Here is a 17,983-nt window from a genome sequence, read left to right as displayed (position 1 = left end):
CTACCGCGGCGAGTGCTCCCACAGCGCCGCGGGCAGGTTCCCGGCCAGGTCGGCCAGGTAGTCGGCCTCGGCCACGAGGTTCTGCCGCGTCGCGCAGCCCGGGCCCCAGGTCCGCGCCGACCCGTGCTCGACGACGACGTCCCGCTGCACGAACCGCGGGTTCGCGGCCAGCCAGCGGGCGAGCTCGCCCTCGAGGCGCGAGTCCGGCGGCAGCGTCGGCATGGTCATCGCCCGGCCGGCGACGATCCGCAGCTCCGGGCACTCCGGCACCCGCACCTGGGTGACGTGGGTGTCGCGCAGGTGGGTGTGGTCGTCGAAGTTGCGGTACGGCTCCTGGTCGTCGATCCCGATCACCGGCCGGTCGCGGTGGCGGAACTCGACCCAGGTCTCCCGCGGGTGGTCCGCCAGCGGCCGGCCGGTCGGGTGGACGACGCCGAACGTCGGCGCCGCGCCCTCCTCGCCCGGGACGCCACTGTGGAACGTGCCCCCGCACTCGGCCGCGAAGGCCTTGAACCAGTGCTCTTTCCGGTTCTCCGAGGACTTCGTCTGCGACCGCCACCAGAGCCCGACGACGGCCGCGACCACCACCACGACGAGCGCGATCCCGAGGATCACCGCTCCGGTACCGCCACCATCGGCGAGGTGCATCGTCAGAAGTCCAGGTCCGCGCGGGTCTCGTCGTCCGGCTGGTCCCGGCCCGTTTCGCCGTAGTCGCTCGCCTTCTTGGCGTTCTTGACGTGGCTGTTGAGCTTGCCGAGGTGGTCGTTGACCGTCTTGGCCGGGTTGTCGCCGGGGTTGGCCGGGTCGAACCCGAGCACGCCCTTGACCGCGGCCTCGCCGCCCTTCTTCAGGACCTCGGTGGCGCCGGTCTTCAGGATCGTCGGCGTGTACTGGATGTTGCCCGCCGCGTCCTTGACCGGGTTCTCCCAGGCCTTGGCCCAGCGCTTGCCGAGCATCCCGTTCTCACCCATGGCCTTCTCGAGCAGCGTCCGGCCTTCGTTGCCCTTGGTGATCTTCGCGAGCGCCTTGCCCGTGTCGGAGCCGGCGAACACCCGGCCGAGCTTCGACGCGGCCAGCTCGGCCTTCATCTTCTCCAGCCAGGCGAGGATCTTCTGCAGCAGCTCGCGGACCTTCGACACCTTCTGCGTCGTCTTCGCCGTGGTGGTGCCGAGCTTGACCTCGGACGCCGTCCCCGCGGTGGCCACCGACGCCCCGCAGGTCGGCACCGCGGCGGCCAGCGCCGGCACCCAGATCATGATCAGCCAGGTGATCAGCTCGGTCAGGATCGCCTTGATCAGGTCCTCGACGAAGCTCATCAGCATGCTGCTCAGCTGCAGCATCTGCGCCAGATCGCCGGACTTCGCGGAGACGCCGCCGATGCCGTGCGCGAACTCGCCGAGCGACCGGCGGGCCGCGTCACCCGCGTCGCCCTGCCACTGCGCGAGCGAAGAGTCGGCGACCTCGGCGAAGTTCTTCGCCAGCTGGTCCAGACCGGTGGCGATCGCGGTGAAGTTCTCCGCCGCGACGCCGAGCGCCGGGCCGTCGCCGCTGACGAAGTGGATCGCGTCCTGGATCGGCTGGACGGCGCTGAGCAGGAAGTTCAGCCCCTGGCCGACGAGCCAGCCGAGCGGGTCGGTGGCGATGTCGGTGATCGTGCTGGAGCTCGACTGGATGAAACCCGCCGTGTCGGTGGCGATCGAGGTGAGCCCGAGCGTGATGTCCGCGCCGTCGGGGTGCGGCGCGGCGACGGCCTTGACCACCGAGACGGCGTCTTGGCCGACGGTCACCGCGCTGCCCGCGAACGGCGTCGCCTTGACCGCGTTGCCGGCGTTCACCCCGAGCACGGTGGCCGGGTCGTCCGGCTTGACCGTGACGCCGCTCGCGACGTCCTGGAACTCCGCCATCGTCGTCCCCCTACGGCTTCTTCGGCCCGTCGAGCAGGACCTCGACCTGCCCGAAGAAGGCTTTGTGGTCGTCCTCGGTGCCCTGGTAGACGCGCGCCGCGTCGGTGAACTTCTCCTGCGCCGAGGTCAGGCCGTCGGCCATCGACCCCAGCAGGTCACGCAGCTCGCGCAGCGTCTCGTCGTACCCGTGCTTGGTGAACAAGCCCACCACGCCCCAGGACTTGTCCCCGACGTCGGCTTGGCCGACCTTCTCGGTGAACTTCGCGCCCTGCTCGCGGTACTTGCCGAGCACGCCGGCGTAGCTGTGCAGCGCGTCCACCCGGACCTGGTAACCACCGGCACCGTCGGGCATCAGTCCTCCTCCTCGAACAGGTTGCGCAGGAAGCTGTCGCCCGCGGACCCGCCGCTCGCGGGCGGGGCCGCCGGCGGATCCGGGGCGTCGGCCTTCCGCAGGACCCGGTCTTCGGAGAAGTCCTCGGGAGCTGCGATCGGCGGCGCGGTCTCTTCCGCCAGCTTCGACCGCAGTTCTTCGACGCTGGTTCCGAACGCCTCGGCCTGCGTTTCGAGGACCTGCTCGACGAGCCCGTCGTCGCCCACGTGCTCCTGGACGATGACGGCCTGCCGCCGGGCGGCCGCGCCGACGGCTTCCCGCAGCGTCGCCATCAGGGCCGCCGACAGCGCCTGCGGCCCCTTCGCGAGCGCCGCGTCGGTGAACGTGACGTCGAGGACCGCGCCACCCGGCCCGGTGACCACCGTGACCCCGCCGTCCGGCGACGCCGCGGTCGCCCGCAGCCCGGTCAGCTCCTGCCGCATCGCGTCCAGCCCGGCGAACCGCTCGTCGGCGTCCCGGACACCCGCCTCGAACCGCTGGAACTCGGCGACCAGCTGGTCGAACTCCGCCGACATGTCCTGCTTCCTCCCGAACGCCCGGTACGTGGTCCACCCATCGTGGCCCCTCGGCGACGGTGTGACGCGGGAAACGGCGGATCCGATCCCACTGCGTCACCCGATCGGGAAATGGGTAGGTTTCGGCCGCAAGGGGAAGCAGGGGACAAGCGCTAGGAGTGTGTGATGAGCAGCACCGAAGGGGCCGGACGGTCCGAAGAGGAAGACCGCAAGCAGAGCGGCAGCCACGCGGCGCCCGAGGGGGCCGGTGTGCACCCGCTGATCGATCTCTCGCGTGACCCGAACCCGGGCAAGCCGGACCACGCGAAGCCCGAAGAGGACTGAGCGGCGGGGCGCGAAACGGGGCCGTGGCGGCGTTCCCGGCCCTGTCGGGCCCGGCCGCGCCACCCTGCGGAATGTCCGGCGCTCCGCCCGTGTTGAGAGGTAGGCTGAGGGTTCGTCGACCTTCAGACCCCCCGCTTCGCCCGTCCGGTAGATGGGCGGGTATCTTTGGAGACCGTGCCCGGCAGGCGTCGGGCCGCTCCGCGTGCCGTGCGGCATGGGCGGGGTGCTCAGGCACCCGGTCACCGGCTTCGGCAGGTCGGGGTTGCGACGGAAAATCCCTACGGGAAGTTACCGGTCGAGAGACCGTGACGCGGGCCGACACGCCCGACCGCGGGGGCCGGTGAAGACACGTAGAAGCAAGATCACGACAGGAAGCTGGTCCATTGCCCACGATCCAGCAGCTGGTCCGCAAGGGCCGCCAGGACAAGGCTGCCAAGCAGAAGACCGCGGCCCTCAAGGGGAGCCCGCAGCGGCGTGGCGTGTGCACTCGCGTGTACACCACGACCCCCAAGAAGCCGAACTCGGCGCTGCGCAAGGTCGCGCGTGTGAAGCTGACCAGCGGCATCGAGGTCACCGCCTACATCCCCGGTGAGGGCCACAACCTGCAGGAGCACTCGATGGTGCTCGTGCGCGGTGGTCGTGTGAAGGACCTTCCGGGTGTCCGCTACAAGATCATCCGTGGTTCTCTCGACACCCAGGGTGTGAAGAACCGCAAGCAGGCGCGCAGCCGCTACGGCGCGAAGAAGGAGAAGAGCTAATGCCCCGCAAGGGTCCGGCCCCCAAGCGGCCGCTGATCTCCGACCCCGTCTACGCCTCCCCGCTGGTCACCCAGCTGGTGAACAAGGTGCTGAAGGACGGGAAGCGCTCCCTCGCCGAGCGCATCGTGTACGGCGCGCTCGAAGGCGCTCGCGAGAAGTCCGGCACCGACCCGGTCGTCACGCTGAAGCGCGCTCTCGACAACGTGAAGCCCACCATCGAGGTGAAGAGCCGCCGCGTCGGTGGCGCCACCTACCAGGTGCCGATCGAGGTCAAGCCGGGTCGCTCCACGACCCTGGCGCTGCGCTGGCTGGTCTCCTTCTCGCAGGCTCGTCGCGAGAAGACGATGATCGAGCGCCTGCAGAACGAGCTCCTCGACGCTTCCAACGGCCTCGGTGCCAGCGTGAAGCGCCGCGAGGACACGCACAAGATGGCCGAGTCCAACCGGGCCTTCGCGCACTACCGCTGGTGATGATCGCCCGGCTGTCGATCAAGCCATGCCGGGCCCCAAGCTTGAGAACAGGGGAACACTCTCGTGGCACGTGACGTGCTGACCGACCTGAACAAGGTCCGCAACATCGGCATCATGGCCCACATCGACGCCGGCAAGACGACGACCACCGAGCGGATCCTGTTCTACACCGGGGTCAACTACAAGATCGGTGAAGTCCACGACGGCGCCGCCACCATGGACTGGATGGAGGAGGAGCAGAAGCGGGGTATCACCATCACCTCGGCTGCCACCACCACCTTCTGGGACGACCACCAGATCAACATCATCGACACCCCGGGCCACGTCGACTTCACCGTCGAGGTGGAGCGCAACCTCCGGGTGCTCGATGGCGCGGTCGCGGTCTTCGACGGCAAGGAAGGCGTCGAGCCGCAGTCCGAGCAGGTCTGGCGGCAGGCGGACAAGTACGACGTCCCGCGCATCTGCTTCGTCAACAAGATGGACAAGCTCGGCGCGGACTTCTACTACACGGTCAAGACGATCATCGATCGTCTCGGCGTCCGGCCGCTGGTCATCCAGCTGCCGATCGGTGCCGAGAACGACTTCGAAGGCGTTGTCGACCTGGTCCGCATGAAGGCGCTGACCTGGCGTGGCGAGGTCCAGAAGGGCGAGGACTACTCCGTCGAGGACATCCCGGCCGAGCTGGCCGAGCTGGCCGCGGAGTACCGCGAGAAGCTGATCGAGACCGTCTCCGAGGCGGACGACACGCTGATGGAGAAGTTCCTCGAGGGTGAGGAGCTGACGGAGGCCGAGATCAAGTCCGGCATCCGCAAGCTCACCATCACCAGCCAGGTCTTCCCGGTGCTGGCCGGTTCCGCGTTCAAGAACAAGGGCGTGCAGCCCATGCTCGACGCGGTCATCGACTACCTGCCGACCCCGCTGGACGTCCCGGCCGTCGAGGGCCTGCTGCCCGACGGCGAGACCGTCGCGTCCCGCAAGGCGTCGGTCGACGAGCCGTTCGCCGCGCTCGCGTTCAAGATCGCCGCGCACCCGTTCTTCGGCAAGCTGACCTACATCCGGGTGTACTCGGGCAAGGTCGCCGCCGGCGCCCAGGTCGTCAACGCGACCAAGGACCGGAAGGAGCGCATCGGGAAGATCTTCCAGATGCACTCCAACAAGGAGAACCCGGTCAATGACGCCCAGGTCGGCCACATCTACGCGGTCATCGGGCTGAAGGACACCACCACGGGTGACACCCTGGCGGACCCGCAGAACCCGATCGTGCTCGAGTCGATGACGTTCCCCGAGCCGGTCATCCGGGTCGCGATCGAACCGAAGACGAAGGCCGACCAGGAGAAGCTGTCCCTGGCGATCCAGAAGCTGGCCGAAGAGGACCCGACGTTCCAGGTCAAGCTGGACGAGGACACCGGCCAGACGATCATCGCGGGTATGGGCGAGCTGCACCTCGAGGTGCTGGTGAACCGGATGAAGTCCGACTACAAGGTCGAGGCGAACATCGGCAAGCCGCAGGTCGCTTACCGCGAGACGATCAAGAAGACGGTGGAGAAGCTCGACTTCGTCCACAAGAAGCAGACCGGTGGTTCCGGCCAGTTCGCGAAGGTCATCGTGAAGCTGGAGCCGCTCGAGCGCACCGATGGCGCGCTCTACGAGTTCGTCAACAAGGTGTCCGGTGGCCGCGTGCCGCGGGAGTACATCCCGTCGGTCGACGCGGGCGCGCAGGACGCGATGCAGTACGGCGTCCTGGCCGGCTACCCGCTCGTCGGGTTGAAGTTCACCTTGCTGGACGGTGCTTACCACGAGGTCGACTCTTCGGAGATGGCGTTCAAGATCGCCGGTTCCATGGCGATGAAGGAAGCCGCGAAGAAGGCCGGCCCGGTGATCCTGGAGCCGATGATGGCGGTCGAGGTGACCACGCCCGAGGACTACATGGGCGATGTCATCGGTGACCTCAACTCCCGCCGTGGCCAGATCCAGGCCATGGAGGAGCGGGCGGGCATCCGCGTCGTGAAGGCGCTGGTCCCGCTGTCGGAGATGTTCGGCTACGTCGGCGACCTTCGGTCCCGCACCCAGGGCCGGGCGAACTACTCCATGTTGTTCGACTCCTACGCCGAGGTTCCCGCGAACGTCGCGAAGGAAATCATCGCGAAGGCGACGGGGGAGTAACTCCCCCCACCGCGCGCGGGCATTAAGGGAACTCCTGAACGTCCGCAGCACCGACGAAGGAACATTCGGGGGTCGGCAGCCACGCCGGCCCCCGAGCACAAAGCGAAATCAGTCCAGGAGGACATTCCAGTGGCGAAGGCGAAGTTCGAGCGGAGCAAGCCGCACGTCAACATCGGGACCATCGGTCACGTCGACCACGGCAAGACCACGCTGACCGCGGCGATCACCAAGGTTCTGCACGACAAGTACCCGGCGCTCAACGAGTCGCGTGCGTTCGACCAGATCGACAACGCGCCCGAAGAGCGTCAGCGCGGTATCACGATCAACATCTCGCACGTCGAGTACCAGACCGAGAAGCGTCACTACGCGCACGTCGACGCCCCCGGTCACGCTGACTACATCAAGAACATGATCACCGGTGCCGCTCAGATGGACGGCGCGATCCTCGTGGTCGCGGCGACCGACGGCCCGATGCCGCAGACCCGTGAGCACGTGCTGCTCGCCCGCCAGGTCGGCGTGCCCTACATCGTGGTCGCGCTGAACAAGGCCGACATGGTCGACGACGAGGAGATCCTCGAGCTCGTCGAGCTGGAGGTCCGTGAGCTGCTGTCCTCGCAGGAGTTCCCGGGCGACGACGCTCCGGTCGTGCGCGTCTCGGGCCTCAAGGCCCTTGAGGGCGACGAGAAGTGGGGCGAAGCCGTTCTCGAGCTGATGAACGCTGTCGACGACAACGTGCCGGACCCGGTGCGCGAGCTCGACAAGCCGTTCCTCATGCCGATCGAGGACGTCTTCACGATCACCGGTCGCGGCACTGTCGTCACCGGCCGCGTCGAGCGTGGCGTGGTCAACGTGAACGAAGAGGTCGAGATCGTCGGCATCAAGGAGAAGTCGACCAAGACGACTGTCACCGGTGTCGAGATGTTCCGCAAGCTGCTGGACCAGGGCCAGGCGGGCGACAACGTCGGCCTCCTCGTCCGCGGTATCAAGCGTGAGGACGTCGAGCGCGGCCAGGTCGTCGTGAAGCCGGGTACCACCACCCCGCACACCGACTTCGAGGGCCGGGTCTACATCCTGTCGAAGGACGAGGGTGGCCGTCACACCCCCTTCTTCAACAACTACCGCCCGCAGTTCTACTTCCGCACCACGGACGTGACCGGCGTCGTGACCCTCCCCGAGGGCACCGAAATGGTCATGCCGGGCGACAACACCGACATCTCGGTGGCGCTGATCCAGCCGATCGCCATGGACGTGAACCTGCGCTTCGCCATCCGCGAGGGTGGCCGCACCGTCGGTGCGGGTCAGGTCACCAAGATCATCAAGTGATTCGGCGCCCCGCCCGGGGCTGATACACCCCCGGGTCCGGGGCGTCAAATCACGTGTGCGACACTATTCAGGTTGCTCGTCCTGGGGCGGCCGATCCCTTCGGGGATCCGGCCGCCTCGGTGCGAGTGGCCACGGTCCGCGGAGCACTTTCCTTCGGGTGAGGCGAGCGGGCAAAGGCGGTGAGCCGGCAGTGCTTGCAAAAGCGTGTCGGCACATAGCCTCCTCACGTTGAGGAAGACCAGGCAAGACGACGATCCCGCGGGATCCGTCTGTGCGTCGGGCGCGACACGCCCGACCGCGTGGACCGGGGACAGGGCCGTTGAACTGCGGAAACTCGGGACCGGATGGCAACATCCGGGGCGGGTTTTGTGAGATAGCGGCACGAGACGACAAGGAACGAGCAGCCACCATGGCGGGACAGAAGATCCGCATCCGGCTCAAGGCCTACGACCACGAGGCGATCGACACCTCGGCGCGCAAGATCGTGGAGACGGTCACGCGCACCGGCGCCCGTGTTGTCGGGCCGGTGCCGCTGCCCACTGAGAAGAACGTTTACTGCGTCATCCGCTCGCCGCACAAGTACAAGGACTCGCGCGAGCACTTCGAGATGCGCACGCACAAGCGTCTGATCGACATCCTCGACCCGACGCCGAAGACGGTCGACGCGCTCATGCGCATCGACCTGCCGGCGAGCGTCGACGTCAACATCCAGTAAGCGTTGGGCGAGCGGCGGAGATAAGAGACTCATGTCTGACAGGCAAATGAAGGGCATCCTGGGCACCAAGCTCGGCATGACCCAGGTCTTCGACGAACTGAACCGGGTCGTCCCGGTCACGGTCGTCAAGGCCGGTCCGAACGTGGTGACCCAGGTTCGGACCCAGGACAAGGACGGCTACACGGCCGTGCAGCTGGCGTTCGGCGCGGTCGACCCGCGCAGGGTGAACAAGCCGCGCACCGGCCACTACGACAAGGCGGGCGTGACGCCGCGCCGCTTCCTTGCCGAGCTGCGCACCACCGACGCCGAGACCTATGAGGTCGGCCAGGAGATCACCGCCGAGGTGTTCGCCGCCGGCGTCGAGGTCGACGTCACCGGTACCAGCAAGGGCAAGGGCTACGCGGGCGTCATGAAGCGCCACGGCTTCAAGGGCCAGGGCGCGAGCCACGGTGCGCAGGCCGTGCACCGTCGGCCGGGCTCGATCGGTGGCTGTGCCACCCCGGGCCGCGTCTTCAAGGGCGTGCGCATGGCCGGTCGGATGGGTTCCGACCGCGTCACCACGCAGAACCTGACCGTGCACGCGGTGCGTGCCGAGGACGGCCTGCTGCTGATCAAGGGCGCCGTGCCCGGTCCCAAGGGCGGCCTGCTGTTCGTGCGCAGCGCCGCGAAGGGTGGTAACTCCGAATGACAAGCGTCGAGCTGAAGACCCCGGCCGGTAAAGCCGACGGCACCGTGGACCTCCCCGAGGAGATCTTCGACGTGCAGGCCAATGTCGCGCTGATGCACCAGGTGGTGGTGGCCCAGCAGGCCGCCGGCCGCCAGGGCACGCACGACACGAAGACCCGTGGCGAGGTTCGCGGTGGCGGCAAGAAGCCGTACCGCCAGAAGGGCACCGGCCGTGCCCGCCAGGGTTCGACCCGTGCGCCGCAGTTCGTCGGCGGTGGCGTCGTCCACGGCCCCACGCCGCGTGACTACTCCCAGCGCACCCCGAAGAAGATGAAGGCCGCCGCTCTGCGTGGCGCCCTCTCGGACCGGGCTCGCGCCGGCCAGCTGCACATCGTCACCGAACTGGTGACGGGTGAGAAGCCGTCCACGAAGGCCGCCAAGGCCGTTCTCGCCGCGGTGACGCAGGCGACGCGCGTGCTCGTGGTGCTGCACCGGGACGACGAGTACAGCTGGGTTTCCCTGCGGAACCTCCCCGAGGTTCACCTGATCTGGTTCGACCAGCTCAACACCTACGACGTGCTGGTCAACGACGACGTCGTGTTCACCAAGGCCGCTTACGACGGCTTCGTCGCCGGCCCCGCCCGGGGCAAGAGCGCGAAGGCTTCCGCGCGGTCGAGCGAGGTTTCGGAAGGGAGTGACGAGCAGTGAGTTCGGTCGCCATTGCCGATCCCCGCGACATCTTGCTCGCGCCGGTGATCTCCGAGAAGTCCTACGGACTGCTCGAGGACCACAAGTACACGTTCATCGTTCGTCCGGACGCCAACAAGACCCAGATCAAGATCGCGGTCGAAAAGGTGTTCGGCGTCAAGGTGGTCAGCGTCAACACGGCCAACCGCCAGGGCAAGCGGAAGCGGACTCGCGCAGGCTTCGGCAAGCGCAAGGACACGAAGCGCGCCATCGTGACTCTTTCGCCTGAGAGCAAGGCGATCGAGATCTTCGGCGGACCCACCGCGTAAAGGACTGAGCTGACATGGGCATCCGCAAGTACAAGCCGACGACCCCGGGTCGTCGCGGTTCGAGCGTCTCGGATTTCGCCGAGATCACCCGCTCGACTCCCGAGAAGTCGCTGCTGCGTCCGCTGAGCGGCACGGGCGGTCGCAACTCGTCCGGCAAGATCACCACCCGGCACAAGGGTGGTGGCCACAAGCGTGCGTACCGGCTGATCGACTTCCGCCGGAACGACAAGGACGGCGTTCCCGCCAAGGTCGCGCACATCGAGTACGACCCCAACCGGTCCGCTCGCATCGCGCTGCTGCACTACGCCGACGGTGAGAAGCGCTACATCATCGCACCGGAGAAGCTTCGCCAGGGTGACACGGTTGAGAACGGCCCCCGCGCCGACATCAAGCCGGGCAACAACCTGCCGCTGCGCAACATCCCGGTCGGTACCGTGATCCACGCGATCGAGCTCCGCCCCGGTGGCGGCGCGAAGATGGCGCGGTCCGCGGGCGCGAAGGTGCAGCTCGTCGCCAAGGACGGTCCGTACGCCCAGCTGCGTCTCCCCTCGGGTGAGATCCGCAACGTGGACGTGCGCAACCGCGCCACCATCGGCGAGGTCGGCAACTCCGAGCACGCCAACATCAACTGGGGCAAGGCCGGCCGCAACCGCTGGCGCGGCAAGCGCCCCACGGTCCGTGGTGTCGTCATGAACCCGGTCGACCACCCGCACGGTGGTGGCGAGGGCAAGACGTCCGGTGGTCGTCACCCCGTCAACCCGAACGGTAAGCCCGAAGGTCGCACGCGTCGCCGCAAGGCATCCGACGCGATGATCGTCCGCCGTCGCCGTACCGGCAAGAACAAGCGCTGAGCAGGGAGGTAGAAGAACATGCCACGTAGCCTCAAAAAGGGCCCCTTCGTGGACGACCACCTGCTCAAGAAGGTGGACGTTCTCAACGAGTCGGGCAAGAAGACCGTCATCAAGACCTGGTCGCGTCGGTCCACGATCATCCCGGACTTCCTGGGTCACACGATCGCGGTGCACGACGGCCGCAAGCACGTCCCGGTGTTCGTCACCGAGGCAATGGTGGGTCACAAGCTGGGGGAGTTCGCCCCGACTCGGACCTTCAAGGGTCACATCAAGGACGACCGGAAGTCGCGCCGCCGCTGAGCGGGCACGAGAGATCAAGGAACTAGCGATGAACGCCCAGAACGACGTAGCCGAGGCTCTGCCTGTGGCTTACGCGCGGGCTCGCTTTGTCCGGGATTCGCCTACCAAGGTGCGCCGGGTCATCGAGCTCATCAAGGGACGTAGCGCCGCCGACGCCTTGGCCGTGCTCCGCTTCGCCCCCCAGGCGGCGAGCGAGCCGGTCGCGAAGGTGCTCGCGAGCGCCGTGGCCAACGCCGAGAACAACCTTCAGCTGGACCCGGAGACGCTCTGGGTCAAGAACGCGTACGCCGACGAGGGCCCGACCCTCAAGCGCATCCGCCCGCGGGCCCAGGGGCGCGCGTACCGGATCCGCAAGCGGACCAGCCACATCACCGTCGAGGTGGAGTCGCGTCCGGCCGCCGCGCAGAAGGCTCAGAGCAAGAAGAAGGCAGGTGGCCGGTAGTGGGCCAGAAAATCAACCCGCACGGTTTCCGCCTGGGTATCACCACGGACTGGAAGTCGCGCTGGTACGCCGACAAGCAGTACGCCGAGTACGTGGCCGAGGACGTCAAGATCCGGAAGCTGCTGGCGACGGGCATGGAGCGCGCCGGCATCTCCAAGGTCGAGATCGAGCGCACCCGTGACCGCGTCCGCGTCGACATCCACACCGCCCGGCCGGGCATCGTCATCGGCCGCCGCGGCGCGGAGGCCGACCGGATCCGCGGCGCGCTGGAGAAGCTGACCAAGAAGCAGGTCCAGCTGAACATCCTCGAGGTCAAGAACCCCGAGGCCGACGCCCAGCTGGTCGCCCAGGCGGTCGCGGAGCAGCTCTCCAACCGTGTGGCGTTCCGCCGCGCGATGCGGAAGGCGATCCAGACCTCCATGCGTTCGCCGCAGGTCAAGGGCATTCGCGTGCAGTGCGGCGGTCGTCTCGGCGGTGCCGAGATGTCCCGCTCCGAGCACTACCGCGACGGCCGTGTCCCGCTGCACACGCTGCGCGCCGACATCGACTACGGCTTCTTCGAGGCCAAGACGACGTTCGGTCGCATCGGCGTCAAGGTGTGGATCTACAAGGGTGAGCTCGTCGGTGGCCTGAAGGCCCGCGAAGCCCGTGACGCCGCCGAGCGCGCGCCGCGTCGCGAGCGCAGTGACCGGCCGGCCCGTCCGCGTCGTTCCGGCGCGTCGGGCACGACCGCCACCTCGACCGAAGCCGGTCGCGCCGCCGCTGCCGCCACGACCGAGGCGGCCCCGGCCACCGAGACCGCAGAAAAGACGGAGGGCTGAGACGTGCTCATCCCGCGCAGGGTCAAGCACCGGAAGCAGCACTCCCCGAAGCGCCACGGCGCCGCCAAGGGTGGCACGAAGGTCAGCTTCGGCGAGTACGGCATCCAGGCGCTTGAGCACAGCTACGTGACGAACCGGCAGATCGAGTCCGCTCGTATCGCCATGACCCGTCACATCAAGCGTGGTGGCAAGGTGTGGACGACCATCTACCCGGACCGCCCGCTGACGAAGAAGCCGGCCGAAACCCGCATGGGTTCCGGTAAGGGTTCGCCCGAGTGGTGGATCGCCAACGTGAAGCCGGGTCGCGTGATGTTCGAGATCAGCTTCCCGAACGAGGAGACCGCCCGCGAGGCGCTCCGTCGCGCGATCCACAAGCTGCCCATGAAGTGCCGCATCGTGACCCGTGAAGGTGGTGAGTTCTGATGGCGAAGGCAGGTGCCGCTCTGGCATCGGAGCTGCGTGAGCTCACCGCGGAAGAGCTCGTCCTGCGTCTGAAGGAATACAAGGAGGAGCTCTTCAACCTCCGCTTCCAGATGGCGACCGGGCAGCTCGACAACAACCGCCGTCTGCGCACCGTCCGCACGGACATCGCGCGGATCTACACGGTCATGCGCGAGCGCGAACTCGGCTTGTCCGTGGCCCCCGACGCCGAGAGTGAAGGTGCCGCATGAGCGAGCCCACCACCGAGACGCCGGCCCGGAACGACCGCAAGGTCCGCGAGGGCTACGTGGTTTCGGACAAGATGAACAAGACGATCGTGGTCGAGCTCGAAGACCGCAAGAAGCACCCCCGTTACTCGAAGGTCGTTCGCAGCACCACCAAGGTCAAGGTGCACGACGAGAACAACGAGGCGGGCGTGGGCGACCGGGTCACCCTGATGGAGACCCGCCCGCTGTCGGCGACGAAGCGGTGGCGCCTGGTGCAGATCGTGGAGAAGGCCAAGTAAGCAGGGCTCTCTCGAGAGTCCTTAGTTCCGCAAGGCTCGCTCACTGTGACCTTTCACGAGCTGGCGAGAACCGGCGCGACATACAGGAGTTGACGTGATCCAGCAGGAGTCGCGGCTTCGGGTAGCCGACAACACGGGTGCGAAGGAAATCCTCTGCATCCGGGTTCTCGGTGGCTCCGGGCGGCGCTACGCCGGCATCGGCGACATCATCGTCGCCACCGTGAAGGACGCCATCCCGGCTGCCGGGGTGAAGAAGGGCGACGTCGTCAAGGCGGTCATCGTCCGCACGGTCAAGGAGCGTCGTCGTCCGGACGGTTCCTACATCCGGTTCGACGAGAACGCCGCCGTGCTCATCAAGAACGACAACGAGCCCCGCGGCACCCGCATCTTCGGCCCGGTGGGCCGCGAGCTGCGTGACCGAAAGTTCATGAAGATCATTTCGCTCGCGCCGGAGGTGTTGTAAGTCATGAAGGTGAAGAAGGGCGACACGGTCGTCGTCATCGCCGGCAAGGACAAGGGCGCCAAGGGCAAGGTCATCCAGGCTTACCCCGAGCGCGACCGAGTGCTGGTCGAGGGCGTGAACCGGATCAAGAAGCACACGCGGATCAGCCAGACCCAGCGCGGCGCGCAGTCCGGTGGCATCGTCACCCAGGAGGCCGCCATCCACATCTCGAACGTGATGGTGGTCGACGCGGACGGCAAGCCGACCCGGGTGGGTTACCGCATCGGCGAGGACGGCAAGAAGGTCCGGATCTCGCGCCGGAACGGTAAGGACATCTGATGACCACCGCAGAGAAGGTCGCGCCGCGCCTCAAGGTGCGCTACCGCGAAGAGATCAAGGGCCAGCTGCAGGCGGAGTTCTCCTTCGTCAACGTCCACCAGATCCCGGGCGTCGTGAAGGTCGTCGTGAACATGGGCGTCGGTGACGCCGCTCGCGACAGCAAGCTGATCGACGGTGCGGTCAAGGACCTCGCCCTGATCACCGGCCAGAAGCCCGAGGTCCGGAAGGCTCGCAAGTCCATCGCGCAGTTCAAGCTGCGCGAGGGTCAGCCGATCGGTGCGCGCGTCACGCTGCGCGGCGACCGGATGTGGGAGTTCCTCGACCGGTTGCTGACCATCGCGCTGCCGCGTATCCGCGACTTCCGCGGGCTTTCGCCGAAGCAGTTCGACGGCCACGGTAACTACACGTTCGGTCTCAACGAGCAGTCGATGTTCCACGAGATCGACCCTGACTCCATCGACCGCCCGCGCGGCATGGACGTCACCGTCGTCACGACCGCCACGAACGACGACGAGGGCCGGGCGCTGCTGCGCAAGCTCGGCTTCCCGTTCAAGGAGAACTGAGCCGATGGCCAAGAAAGCACTGGTCCACAAGGCCTCGAAGAAGCCGAAGTTCGCCGTGCGCGGCTACACCCGTTGCCAGCGGTGCGGCCGCCCGCACGCGGTGTTCCGCAAGTTCGGGCTCTGCCGGATCTGCCTTCGCGAGATGGCGCACGCGGGCGAGCTGCCCGGGGTCCGCAAGTCCAGCTGGTAGAAGCGTTTCTTTATCTTTAACTCCCACTTCGCCACAGGCCCCGCTGCCCGGAACTCCCGGGTGGCGGGGAACCAGGCGAGAAAGGTTGACAGGTCACCATGACGATGACCGACCCGATCGCAGACTTCTTGACCCGTCTGCGTAACGCGAACTCGGCGTACCACGACGAGGTCGTGCTTCCCCACTCGAAGCTCAAGGCGAACATCGCGGAGATCCTCAAGCGCGAGGGTTACATCGCGAGCTACCGCGACGAGCCGGGCGAGAAGCACAAGAACCTGATCGTCGAGCTCAAGTACGGCCCCAACCGTGAGCGCAGCATCGCCGGCCTCCGGCGCGTGTCCAAGCCCGGCCTGCGGGTCTACGCAAAATCGACCGAACTGCCGTCCGTTCTGGGTGGCCTCGGCGTCGCGATCCTCTCGACGTCTTCGGGGCTGCAGACGGACCGTCAGGCCAAGCGAAACAGCGTGGGCGGCGAAGTCCTCGCCTACGTCTGGTAAGGAAGGGGGCACAGACATGTCACGCATCGGAAAGCTGCCGGTCGCCGTCCCCTCCGGGGTCGAGGTGACCATCGACGGTCAGCGCATCAGCGTCAAGGGCCCCAAGGGGACCCTGGAACACATCATCGCCGAGCCGATCACGGTCGAGCGCGACGAGGCAGGCACCCTGCTGATCAAGCGCCCGGACGACGAGCGCTACAGCAAGGCCATGCACGGCCTCACCCGCACGCTCGTGAACAACCTCGTGGTGGGCGTCACCGCCGGCTACGAGAAGAAGCTCGAGATCCACGGTGTCGGTTACCGCGTGCAGGCCAAGGGCTCGGACCTCGAGTTCGCCCTGGGCTACTCGCACCCGGTGAAGATCGAAGCCCCGGAAGGCATCACCTTCAAGGTGGAGACCCCGACCCGGTTCTCGGTCTCCGGTATCGACAAGCAGAAGGTCGGCCAGATCTCGGCCGTCATCCGCAAGCTGCGGCGCCCGGACCCGTACAAGGGCAAGGGCCTGCGGTACGAGGGTGAGAAGATCCGCCGCAAGGTCGGAAAGACGGGTAAGTGATCATGAGCGACACGACTACGAAGCGCAAGCCGGTGGGCAAGGACATCTCGACCCGCCGCCGCGTTGCGAAGACCCGTCGGCACTTCCGGCTCCGCAAGAAGGTCGCGGGCACCGAACAGCGTCCGCGCCTGGTCGTCAAGCGGTCTTCGCGGCACATCGCCGTGCAGGTCATCGACGACCTCGCCGGCCACACGCTGGCGTCGGCGTCCACCCTCGAGGCGGACGTGCGGGCGCTGGACGGCGACAAGAAGGCCAAGGCCGCCAAGGTCGGGGAACTCGTCGCGGCCCGGGCCAAGAACGCCGGGATCTCGGCTGTGGTGTTCGACCGTGGGGGCAACGCCTACCACGGCCGCATCGCCGCGCTCGCCGACGCCGCCCGTGAGGCGGGGTTGGAGTTCTGACGACCATGCAGTTGCAGAAGCAAGAAGGGACAGCCTGATGCCGGGACGTACACGGCAATTCGGCGGCGGACAGGGCGGACCCGGCGGGCAGGGCGGCAACGACCGCAATGACCGTCGCGGTGGCGGCCGGGACCGGCGCGACAGCGGCCGTGGCGGGGCCGGCCAGGACAAGACCCCGCACCTCGAGAAGGTCGTGACGATCAACCGCGTCGCCAAGGTCGTCAAGGGTGGTCGTCGCTTCAGCTTCACCGCCCTCGTCGTCGTCGGTGACGGTGACGGTCAGGTCGGCGTCGGCTACGGCAAGGCCAAGGAAGTTCCCGCGGCGATCGCCAAGGGCGTCGAGGAAGCGAAGAAGAACTTCTTCCGCGTCCCCCGCGTCGGTGGCACCATTCCCCACCCGATCACGGGTGAGGAAGCCGCCGGTGTCGTGCTGCTCCGTCCGGCTTCCGCCGGTACCGGCGTCATCGCCGGTGGCCCGGTGCGCGCGGTGCTGGAGTGCGCGGGCGTTCACGACGTGCTGTCGAAGTCGCTCGGCTCCGACAACGCGATCAACATCGTGCACGCGACTGTGGCGGCCCTGAAGGGTCTGCAGCGTCCCGAAGAGGTCGCGGCCCGCCGCGGTCTCCCGCTCGAGGACGTCGCTCCGGCCCGGATGCTGCGCCAGCGCGCGGGTCAGGGGTCCTGACATGACTCAGCTCAAAGTCACCCAGATCAAGAGCAAGATCGGCACGAAGCACGCTCACCGCGAGTCGCTGCGCACCCTCGGGCTGCGCAAGATCCGCCAGAGCGTCGTGCGTGATGACACCCCCCAGGTGCGCGGCCTGATCCACACCGTCCGCCACCTGGTGGAGGTCGAGGAGGTCCAGGCATGACGGCCATCAAGATCCACCACCTGCGTCCGGCTCCGGGCGCCAAGCGCGAGAAGATGCGCGTCGGTCGTGGTGAGGGTTCGAAGGGCAAGACCGCCGGTCGCGGTACCAAGGGCACCAAGGCCCGGAAGAACGTGCCCGCCGGCTTCGAGGGTGGGCAGATGCCCATCCACATGCGGCTCCCGAAGCTTCGCGGCTTCAAGAACCGCTTCCGCACCGAGTACCAGCCGGTGAACGTGGGCGACATCGCCCGCGTCTTCCCGGACGGTGGCAAGGTCGGCGCCGAGGAGCTCGTCTCCAAGGGTCTCGTCCGCAAGGGCAAGCTCGTCAAGGTGCTCGGCAACGGTGACGTCGACGGCGTCAAGCTCGACGTGACCGCCGACGGTTTCTCCGGCTCCGCCAAGGAGAAGCTCGAAGCGGCCGGTGGCTCCGTCACCACCAACTGAGCTCGTTCGCAGTACTGACCGAAGGCCCGCCTGGCCCAGCCAGGCGGGCCTTCGGCGTTTCCGCGCCCGCGTGCG

The 17,983-nt window shown here is 67.4% G+C and carries 30 protein-coding genes; 26 read left to right on the top strand and 4 right to left on the bottom strand.

All coding sequences use genetic code 11. The features are described from left to right. The 4 genes from OG570_RS07780 to OG570_RS07765 are packed head-to-tail and all read right to left on the bottom strand — an operon-like array spanning position 1 to position 2,810. Complete coding sequence (locus OG570_RS07780; protein ID WP_326956079.1) at positions 1-648, bottom strand: hypothetical protein; 648 nt, start codon at positions 646-648, stop codon at positions 1-3. A gap of 2 nt (positions 649-650) precedes the next feature. Next, positions 651-1,904 (bottom strand): hypothetical protein, encoded by a 1,254-nt coding sequence (locus tag OG570_RS07775; protein WP_326956078.1) that lies wholly within the window; start codon positions 1,902-1,904, stop codon positions 651-653. A gap of 10 nt (positions 1,905-1,914) precedes the next feature. After that, positions 1,915-2,256 (bottom strand): hypothetical protein, encoded by a 342-nt coding sequence (locus OG570_RS07770; protein WP_247060508.1) that lies wholly within the window; start codon positions 2,254-2,256, stop codon positions 1,915-1,917. Beyond that, on the bottom strand, positions 2,256-2,810 hold the full coding sequence (locus OG570_RS07765; protein ID WP_326956076.1) for a YbaB/EbfC family nucleoid-associated protein: 555 nt from the start codon (positions 2,808-2,810) through the stop codon (positions 2,256-2,258). The genes OG570_RS07770 and OG570_RS07765 overlap by 1 nt, the downstream gene beginning before the upstream one ends. Before the next feature lie 165 nt (positions 2,811-2,975). On the opposite strand from OG570_RS07765, the gene OG570_RS07760 reads away from it, so the two are divergent. From OG570_RS07760 to rplO, 26 genes are all read left to right on the top strand, one after another. Further along, a complete protein-coding gene (locus OG570_RS07760) occupies positions 2,976-3,134 on the top strand; it encodes a hypothetical protein (RefSeq protein ID WP_247060512.1) in 159 nt (52 codons plus the stop codon). Between the two features lie 383 nt (positions 3,135-3,517). After that, a complete protein-coding gene (gene rpsL / locus OG570_RS07755; protein WP_003102113.1) occupies positions 3,518-3,892 on the top strand; it encodes a 30S ribosomal protein S12 in 375 nt (124 codons plus the stop codon). Next, entirely contained in the window at positions 3,892-4,362 is a 471-nt protein-coding gene (rpsG, locus tag OG570_RS07750) for a 30S ribosomal protein S7 (RefSeq protein ID WP_247060514.1), read from the top strand. The genes rpsL and rpsG overlap by 1 nt, the downstream gene beginning before the upstream one ends. 63 nt (positions 4,363-4,425) lie before the next feature. After that, positions 4,426-6,525, top strand: coding sequence for an elongation factor G (gene fusA / locus OG570_RS07745; RefSeq protein ID WP_326946015.1), 2,100 nt, complete (start codon positions 4,426-4,428; stop codon positions 6,523-6,525). Positions 6,526-6,654: 129 nt separating this feature from the next. Then, entirely contained in the window at positions 6,655-7,848 is a 1,194-nt protein-coding gene (gene tuf, locus OG570_RS07740; protein WP_326946016.1) for an elongation factor Tu, read from the top strand. Positions 7,849-8,257: 409 nt separating this feature from the next. Next, a complete protein-coding gene (rpsJ, locus tag OG570_RS07735) occupies positions 8,258-8,563 on the top strand; it encodes a 30S ribosomal protein S10 (protein WP_003102098.1) in 306 nt (101 codons plus the stop codon). 31 nt (positions 8,564-8,594) lie between these two features. Beyond that, the gene (gene rplC, locus OG570_RS07730; protein WP_247060517.1) at positions 8,595-9,251 is read left to right on the top strand and encodes a 50S ribosomal protein L3; all 657 of its coding nucleotides are present in this window, start codon (positions 8,595-8,597) and stop codon (positions 9,249-9,251) included. Continuing rightward, positions 9,248-9,937 (top strand): 50S ribosomal protein L4, encoded by a 690-nt coding sequence (gene rplD / locus OG570_RS07725; RefSeq protein ID WP_247060518.1) that lies wholly within the window; start codon positions 9,248-9,250, stop codon positions 9,935-9,937. Before rplC ends, rplD begins: the two co-directional genes overlap by 4 nt. Continuing rightward, complete coding sequence (gene rplW, locus OG570_RS07720; RefSeq protein WP_091618496.1) at positions 9,934-10,245, top strand: 50S ribosomal protein L23; 312 nt, start codon at positions 9,934-9,936, stop codon at positions 10,243-10,245. The genes rplD and rplW overlap by 4 nt, the downstream gene beginning before the upstream one ends. A gap of 14 nt (positions 10,246-10,259) precedes the next feature. Then, positions 10,260-11,096: a 50S ribosomal protein L2 gene (rplB, locus tag OG570_RS07715; protein WP_247060519.1), complete on the top strand. Its 837-nt coding sequence runs from the start codon at positions 10,260-10,262 to the stop codon at positions 11,094-11,096. An 18-nt stretch (positions 11,097-11,114) separates the two neighbouring features. After that, positions 11,115-11,396 carry a 30S ribosomal protein S19 gene (rpsS, locus tag OG570_RS07710; RefSeq protein ID WP_026468892.1) on the top strand — a complete coding sequence of 94 codons (282 nt, stop codon included), beginning with the start codon at positions 11,115-11,117 and terminating at the stop codon, positions 11,394-11,396. A 28-nt stretch (positions 11,397-11,424) separates the two neighbouring features. Continuing rightward, entirely contained in the window at positions 11,425-11,838 is a 414-nt protein-coding gene (gene rplV, locus OG570_RS07705; protein WP_247060520.1) for a 50S ribosomal protein L22, read from the top strand. Then, positions 11,838-12,659, top strand: coding sequence for a 30S ribosomal protein S3 (gene rpsC, locus OG570_RS07700; RefSeq protein WP_247060521.1), 822 nt, complete (start codon positions 11,838-11,840; stop codon positions 12,657-12,659). Before rplV ends, rpsC begins: the two co-directional genes overlap by 1 nt. Positions 12,660-12,662: 3 nt before the next feature. After that, positions 12,663-13,082, top strand: coding sequence for a 50S ribosomal protein L16 (rplP, locus tag OG570_RS07695; RefSeq protein WP_004558864.1), 420 nt, complete (start codon positions 12,663-12,665; stop codon positions 13,080-13,082). Beyond that, positions 13,082-13,330, top strand: coding sequence for a 50S ribosomal protein L29 (gene rpmC / locus OG570_RS07690; RefSeq protein ID WP_247060522.1), 249 nt, complete (start codon positions 13,082-13,084; stop codon positions 13,328-13,330). The genes rplP and rpmC overlap by 1 nt, the downstream gene beginning before the upstream one ends. Beyond that, positions 13,327-13,605, top strand: coding sequence for a 30S ribosomal protein S17 (rpsQ, locus tag OG570_RS07685; protein ID WP_013222609.1), 279 nt, complete (start codon positions 13,327-13,329; stop codon positions 13,603-13,605). The genes rpmC and rpsQ overlap by 4 nt, the downstream gene beginning before the upstream one ends. 94 nt (positions 13,606-13,699) lie before the next feature. Continuing rightward, positions 13,700-14,068: a 50S ribosomal protein L14 gene (gene rplN, locus OG570_RS07680; RefSeq protein WP_004558867.1), complete on the top strand. Its 369-nt coding sequence runs from the start codon at positions 13,700-13,702 to the stop codon at positions 14,066-14,068. 3 nt (positions 14,069-14,071) lie between these two features. After that, complete coding sequence (gene rplX / locus OG570_RS07675) at positions 14,072-14,386, top strand: 50S ribosomal protein L24 (protein ID WP_326946017.1); 315 nt, start codon at positions 14,072-14,074, stop codon at positions 14,384-14,386. Next, positions 14,386-14,949 (top strand): 50S ribosomal protein L5, encoded by a 564-nt coding sequence (gene rplE, locus OG570_RS07670; RefSeq protein WP_247060525.1) that lies wholly within the window; start codon positions 14,386-14,388, stop codon positions 14,947-14,949. The genes rplX and rplE overlap by 1 nt, the downstream gene beginning before the upstream one ends. A 4-nt stretch (positions 14,950-14,953) precedes the next feature. Further along, the gene (locus tag OG570_RS07665) at positions 14,954-15,139 is read left to right on the top strand and encodes a type Z 30S ribosomal protein S14 (RefSeq protein ID WP_020643210.1); all 186 of its coding nucleotides are present in this window, start codon (positions 14,954-14,956) and stop codon (positions 15,137-15,139) included. A gap of 98 nt (positions 15,140-15,237) precedes the next feature. Then, positions 15,238-15,636, top strand: coding sequence for a 30S ribosomal protein S8 (rpsH, locus tag OG570_RS07660; RefSeq protein WP_247060528.1), 399 nt, complete (start codon positions 15,238-15,240; stop codon positions 15,634-15,636). A gap of 16 nt (positions 15,637-15,652) precedes the next feature. Beyond that, positions 15,653-16,192 carry a 50S ribosomal protein L6 gene (gene rplF / locus OG570_RS07655; RefSeq protein ID WP_247060530.1) on the top strand — a complete coding sequence of 180 codons (540 nt, stop codon included), beginning with the start codon at positions 15,653-15,655 and terminating at the stop codon, positions 16,190-16,192. 2 nt (positions 16,193-16,194) lie between these two features. Beyond that, positions 16,195-16,593: a 50S ribosomal protein L18 gene (gene rplR / locus OG570_RS07650; protein ID WP_247060532.1), complete on the top strand. Its 399-nt coding sequence runs from the start codon at positions 16,195-16,197 to the stop codon at positions 16,591-16,593. 37 nt (positions 16,594-16,630) lie between these two features. Then, positions 16,631-17,278, top strand: a complete 648-nt coding sequence (rpsE, locus tag OG570_RS07645) for a 30S ribosomal protein S5 (RefSeq protein WP_247060534.1) — start codon at positions 16,631-16,633, stop codon at positions 17,276-17,278. Position 17,279: 1 nt separating this feature from the next. Continuing rightward, positions 17,280-17,465, top strand: a complete 186-nt coding sequence (rpmD, locus tag OG570_RS07640) for a 50S ribosomal protein L30 (RefSeq protein WP_247060536.1) — start codon at positions 17,280-17,282, stop codon at positions 17,463-17,465. Beyond that, positions 17,462-17,908: a 50S ribosomal protein L15 gene (gene rplO / locus OG570_RS07635; RefSeq protein ID WP_326956075.1), complete on the top strand. Its 447-nt coding sequence runs from the start codon at positions 17,462-17,464 to the stop codon at positions 17,906-17,908. Before rpmD ends, rplO begins: the two co-directional genes overlap by 4 nt. Positions 17,909-17,983: the final 75 nt, after the last annotated feature.

Source organism: Amycolatopsis sp. NBC_01286 (assembly GCF_035982555.1).
Lineage (GTDB): Bacteria > Actinomycetota > Actinomycetes > Mycobacteriales > Pseudonocardiaceae > Amycolatopsis.
Note: the sequence above shows the minus strand (reverse complement) of the source record. Positions and strands in the feature narration are given on the sequence as shown.

Excerpts from the sequence above, each read along its gene's own strand:
- OG570_RS07780 (WP_326956079.1), bottom strand. The coding sequence starts at position 648 with ATGCACCTCGCCGATGGTGGCGGTACCGGAGCGGTGATCCTCGGGATC.
- OG570_RS07775 (WP_326956078.1), bottom strand. The coding sequence starts at position 1,904 with ATGGCGGAGTTCCAGGACGTCGCGAGCGGCGTCACGGTCAAGCCGGAC.
- OG570_RS07770 (WP_247060508.1), bottom strand. The coding sequence starts at position 2,256 with ATGCCCGACGGTGCCGGTGGTTACCAGGTCCGGGTGGACGCGCTGCAC.
- OG570_RS07765 (WP_326956076.1), bottom strand. The coding sequence starts at position 2,810 with ATGTCGGCGGAGTTCGACCAGCTGGTCGCCGAGTTCCAGCGGTTCGAG.
- OG570_RS07760 (WP_247060512.1), top strand. The coding sequence starts at position 2,976 with ATGAGCAGCACCGAAGGGGCCGGACGGTCCGAAGAGGAAGACCGCAAG.
- rpsG (WP_247060514.1), top strand. The coding sequence starts at position 3,892 with ATGCCCCGCAAGGGTCCGGCCCCCAAGCGGCCGCTGATCTCCGACCCC.
- rpsJ (WP_003102098.1), top strand. The coding sequence starts at position 8,258 with ATGGCGGGACAGAAGATCCGCATCCGGCTCAAGGCCTACGACCACGAG.
- rplC (WP_247060517.1), top strand. The coding sequence starts at position 8,595 with ATGTCTGACAGGCAAATGAAGGGCATCCTGGGCACCAAGCTCGGCATG.
- rplD (WP_247060518.1), top strand. The coding sequence starts at position 9,248 with ATGACAAGCGTCGAGCTGAAGACCCCGGCCGGTAAAGCCGACGGCACC.
- rplB (WP_247060519.1), top strand. The coding sequence starts at position 10,260 with ATGGGCATCCGCAAGTACAAGCCGACGACCCCGGGTCGTCGCGGTTCG.
- rpsS (WP_026468892.1), top strand. The coding sequence starts at position 11,115 with ATGCCACGTAGCCTCAAAAAGGGCCCCTTCGTGGACGACCACCTGCTC.
- rplV (WP_247060520.1), top strand. The coding sequence starts at position 11,425 with ATGAACGCCCAGAACGACGTAGCCGAGGCTCTGCCTGTGGCTTACGCG.
- rpmC (WP_247060522.1), top strand. The coding sequence starts at position 13,082 with ATGGCGAAGGCAGGTGCCGCTCTGGCATCGGAGCTGCGTGAGCTCACC.
- rpsQ (WP_013222609.1), top strand. The coding sequence starts at position 13,327 with ATGAGCGAGCCCACCACCGAGACGCCGGCCCGGAACGACCGCAAGGTC.
- rplX (WP_326946017.1), top strand. The coding sequence starts at position 14,072 with ATGAAGGTGAAGAAGGGCGACACGGTCGTCGTCATCGCCGGCAAGGAC.
- rplE (WP_247060525.1), top strand. The coding sequence starts at position 14,386 with ATGACCACCGCAGAGAAGGTCGCGCCGCGCCTCAAGGTGCGCTACCGC.
- OG570_RS07665 (WP_020643210.1), top strand. The coding sequence starts at position 14,954 with ATGGCCAAGAAAGCACTGGTCCACAAGGCCTCGAAGAAGCCGAAGTTC.
- rpsH (WP_247060528.1), top strand. The coding sequence starts at position 15,238 with ATGACGATGACCGACCCGATCGCAGACTTCTTGACCCGTCTGCGTAAC.
- rplF (WP_247060530.1), top strand. The coding sequence starts at position 15,653 with ATGTCACGCATCGGAAAGCTGCCGGTCGCCGTCCCCTCCGGGGTCGAG.
- rplR (WP_247060532.1), top strand. The coding sequence starts at position 16,195 with ATGAGCGACACGACTACGAAGCGCAAGCCGGTGGGCAAGGACATCTCG.
- rpsE (WP_247060534.1), top strand. The coding sequence starts at position 16,631 with ATGCCGGGACGTACACGGCAATTCGGCGGCGGACAGGGCGGACCCGGC.
- rpmD (WP_247060536.1), top strand. The coding sequence starts at position 17,280 with ATGACTCAGCTCAAAGTCACCCAGATCAAGAGCAAGATCGGCACGAAG.
- rplO (WP_326956075.1), top strand. The coding sequence starts at position 17,462 with ATGACGGCCATCAAGATCCACCACCTGCGTCCGGCTCCGGGCGCCAAG.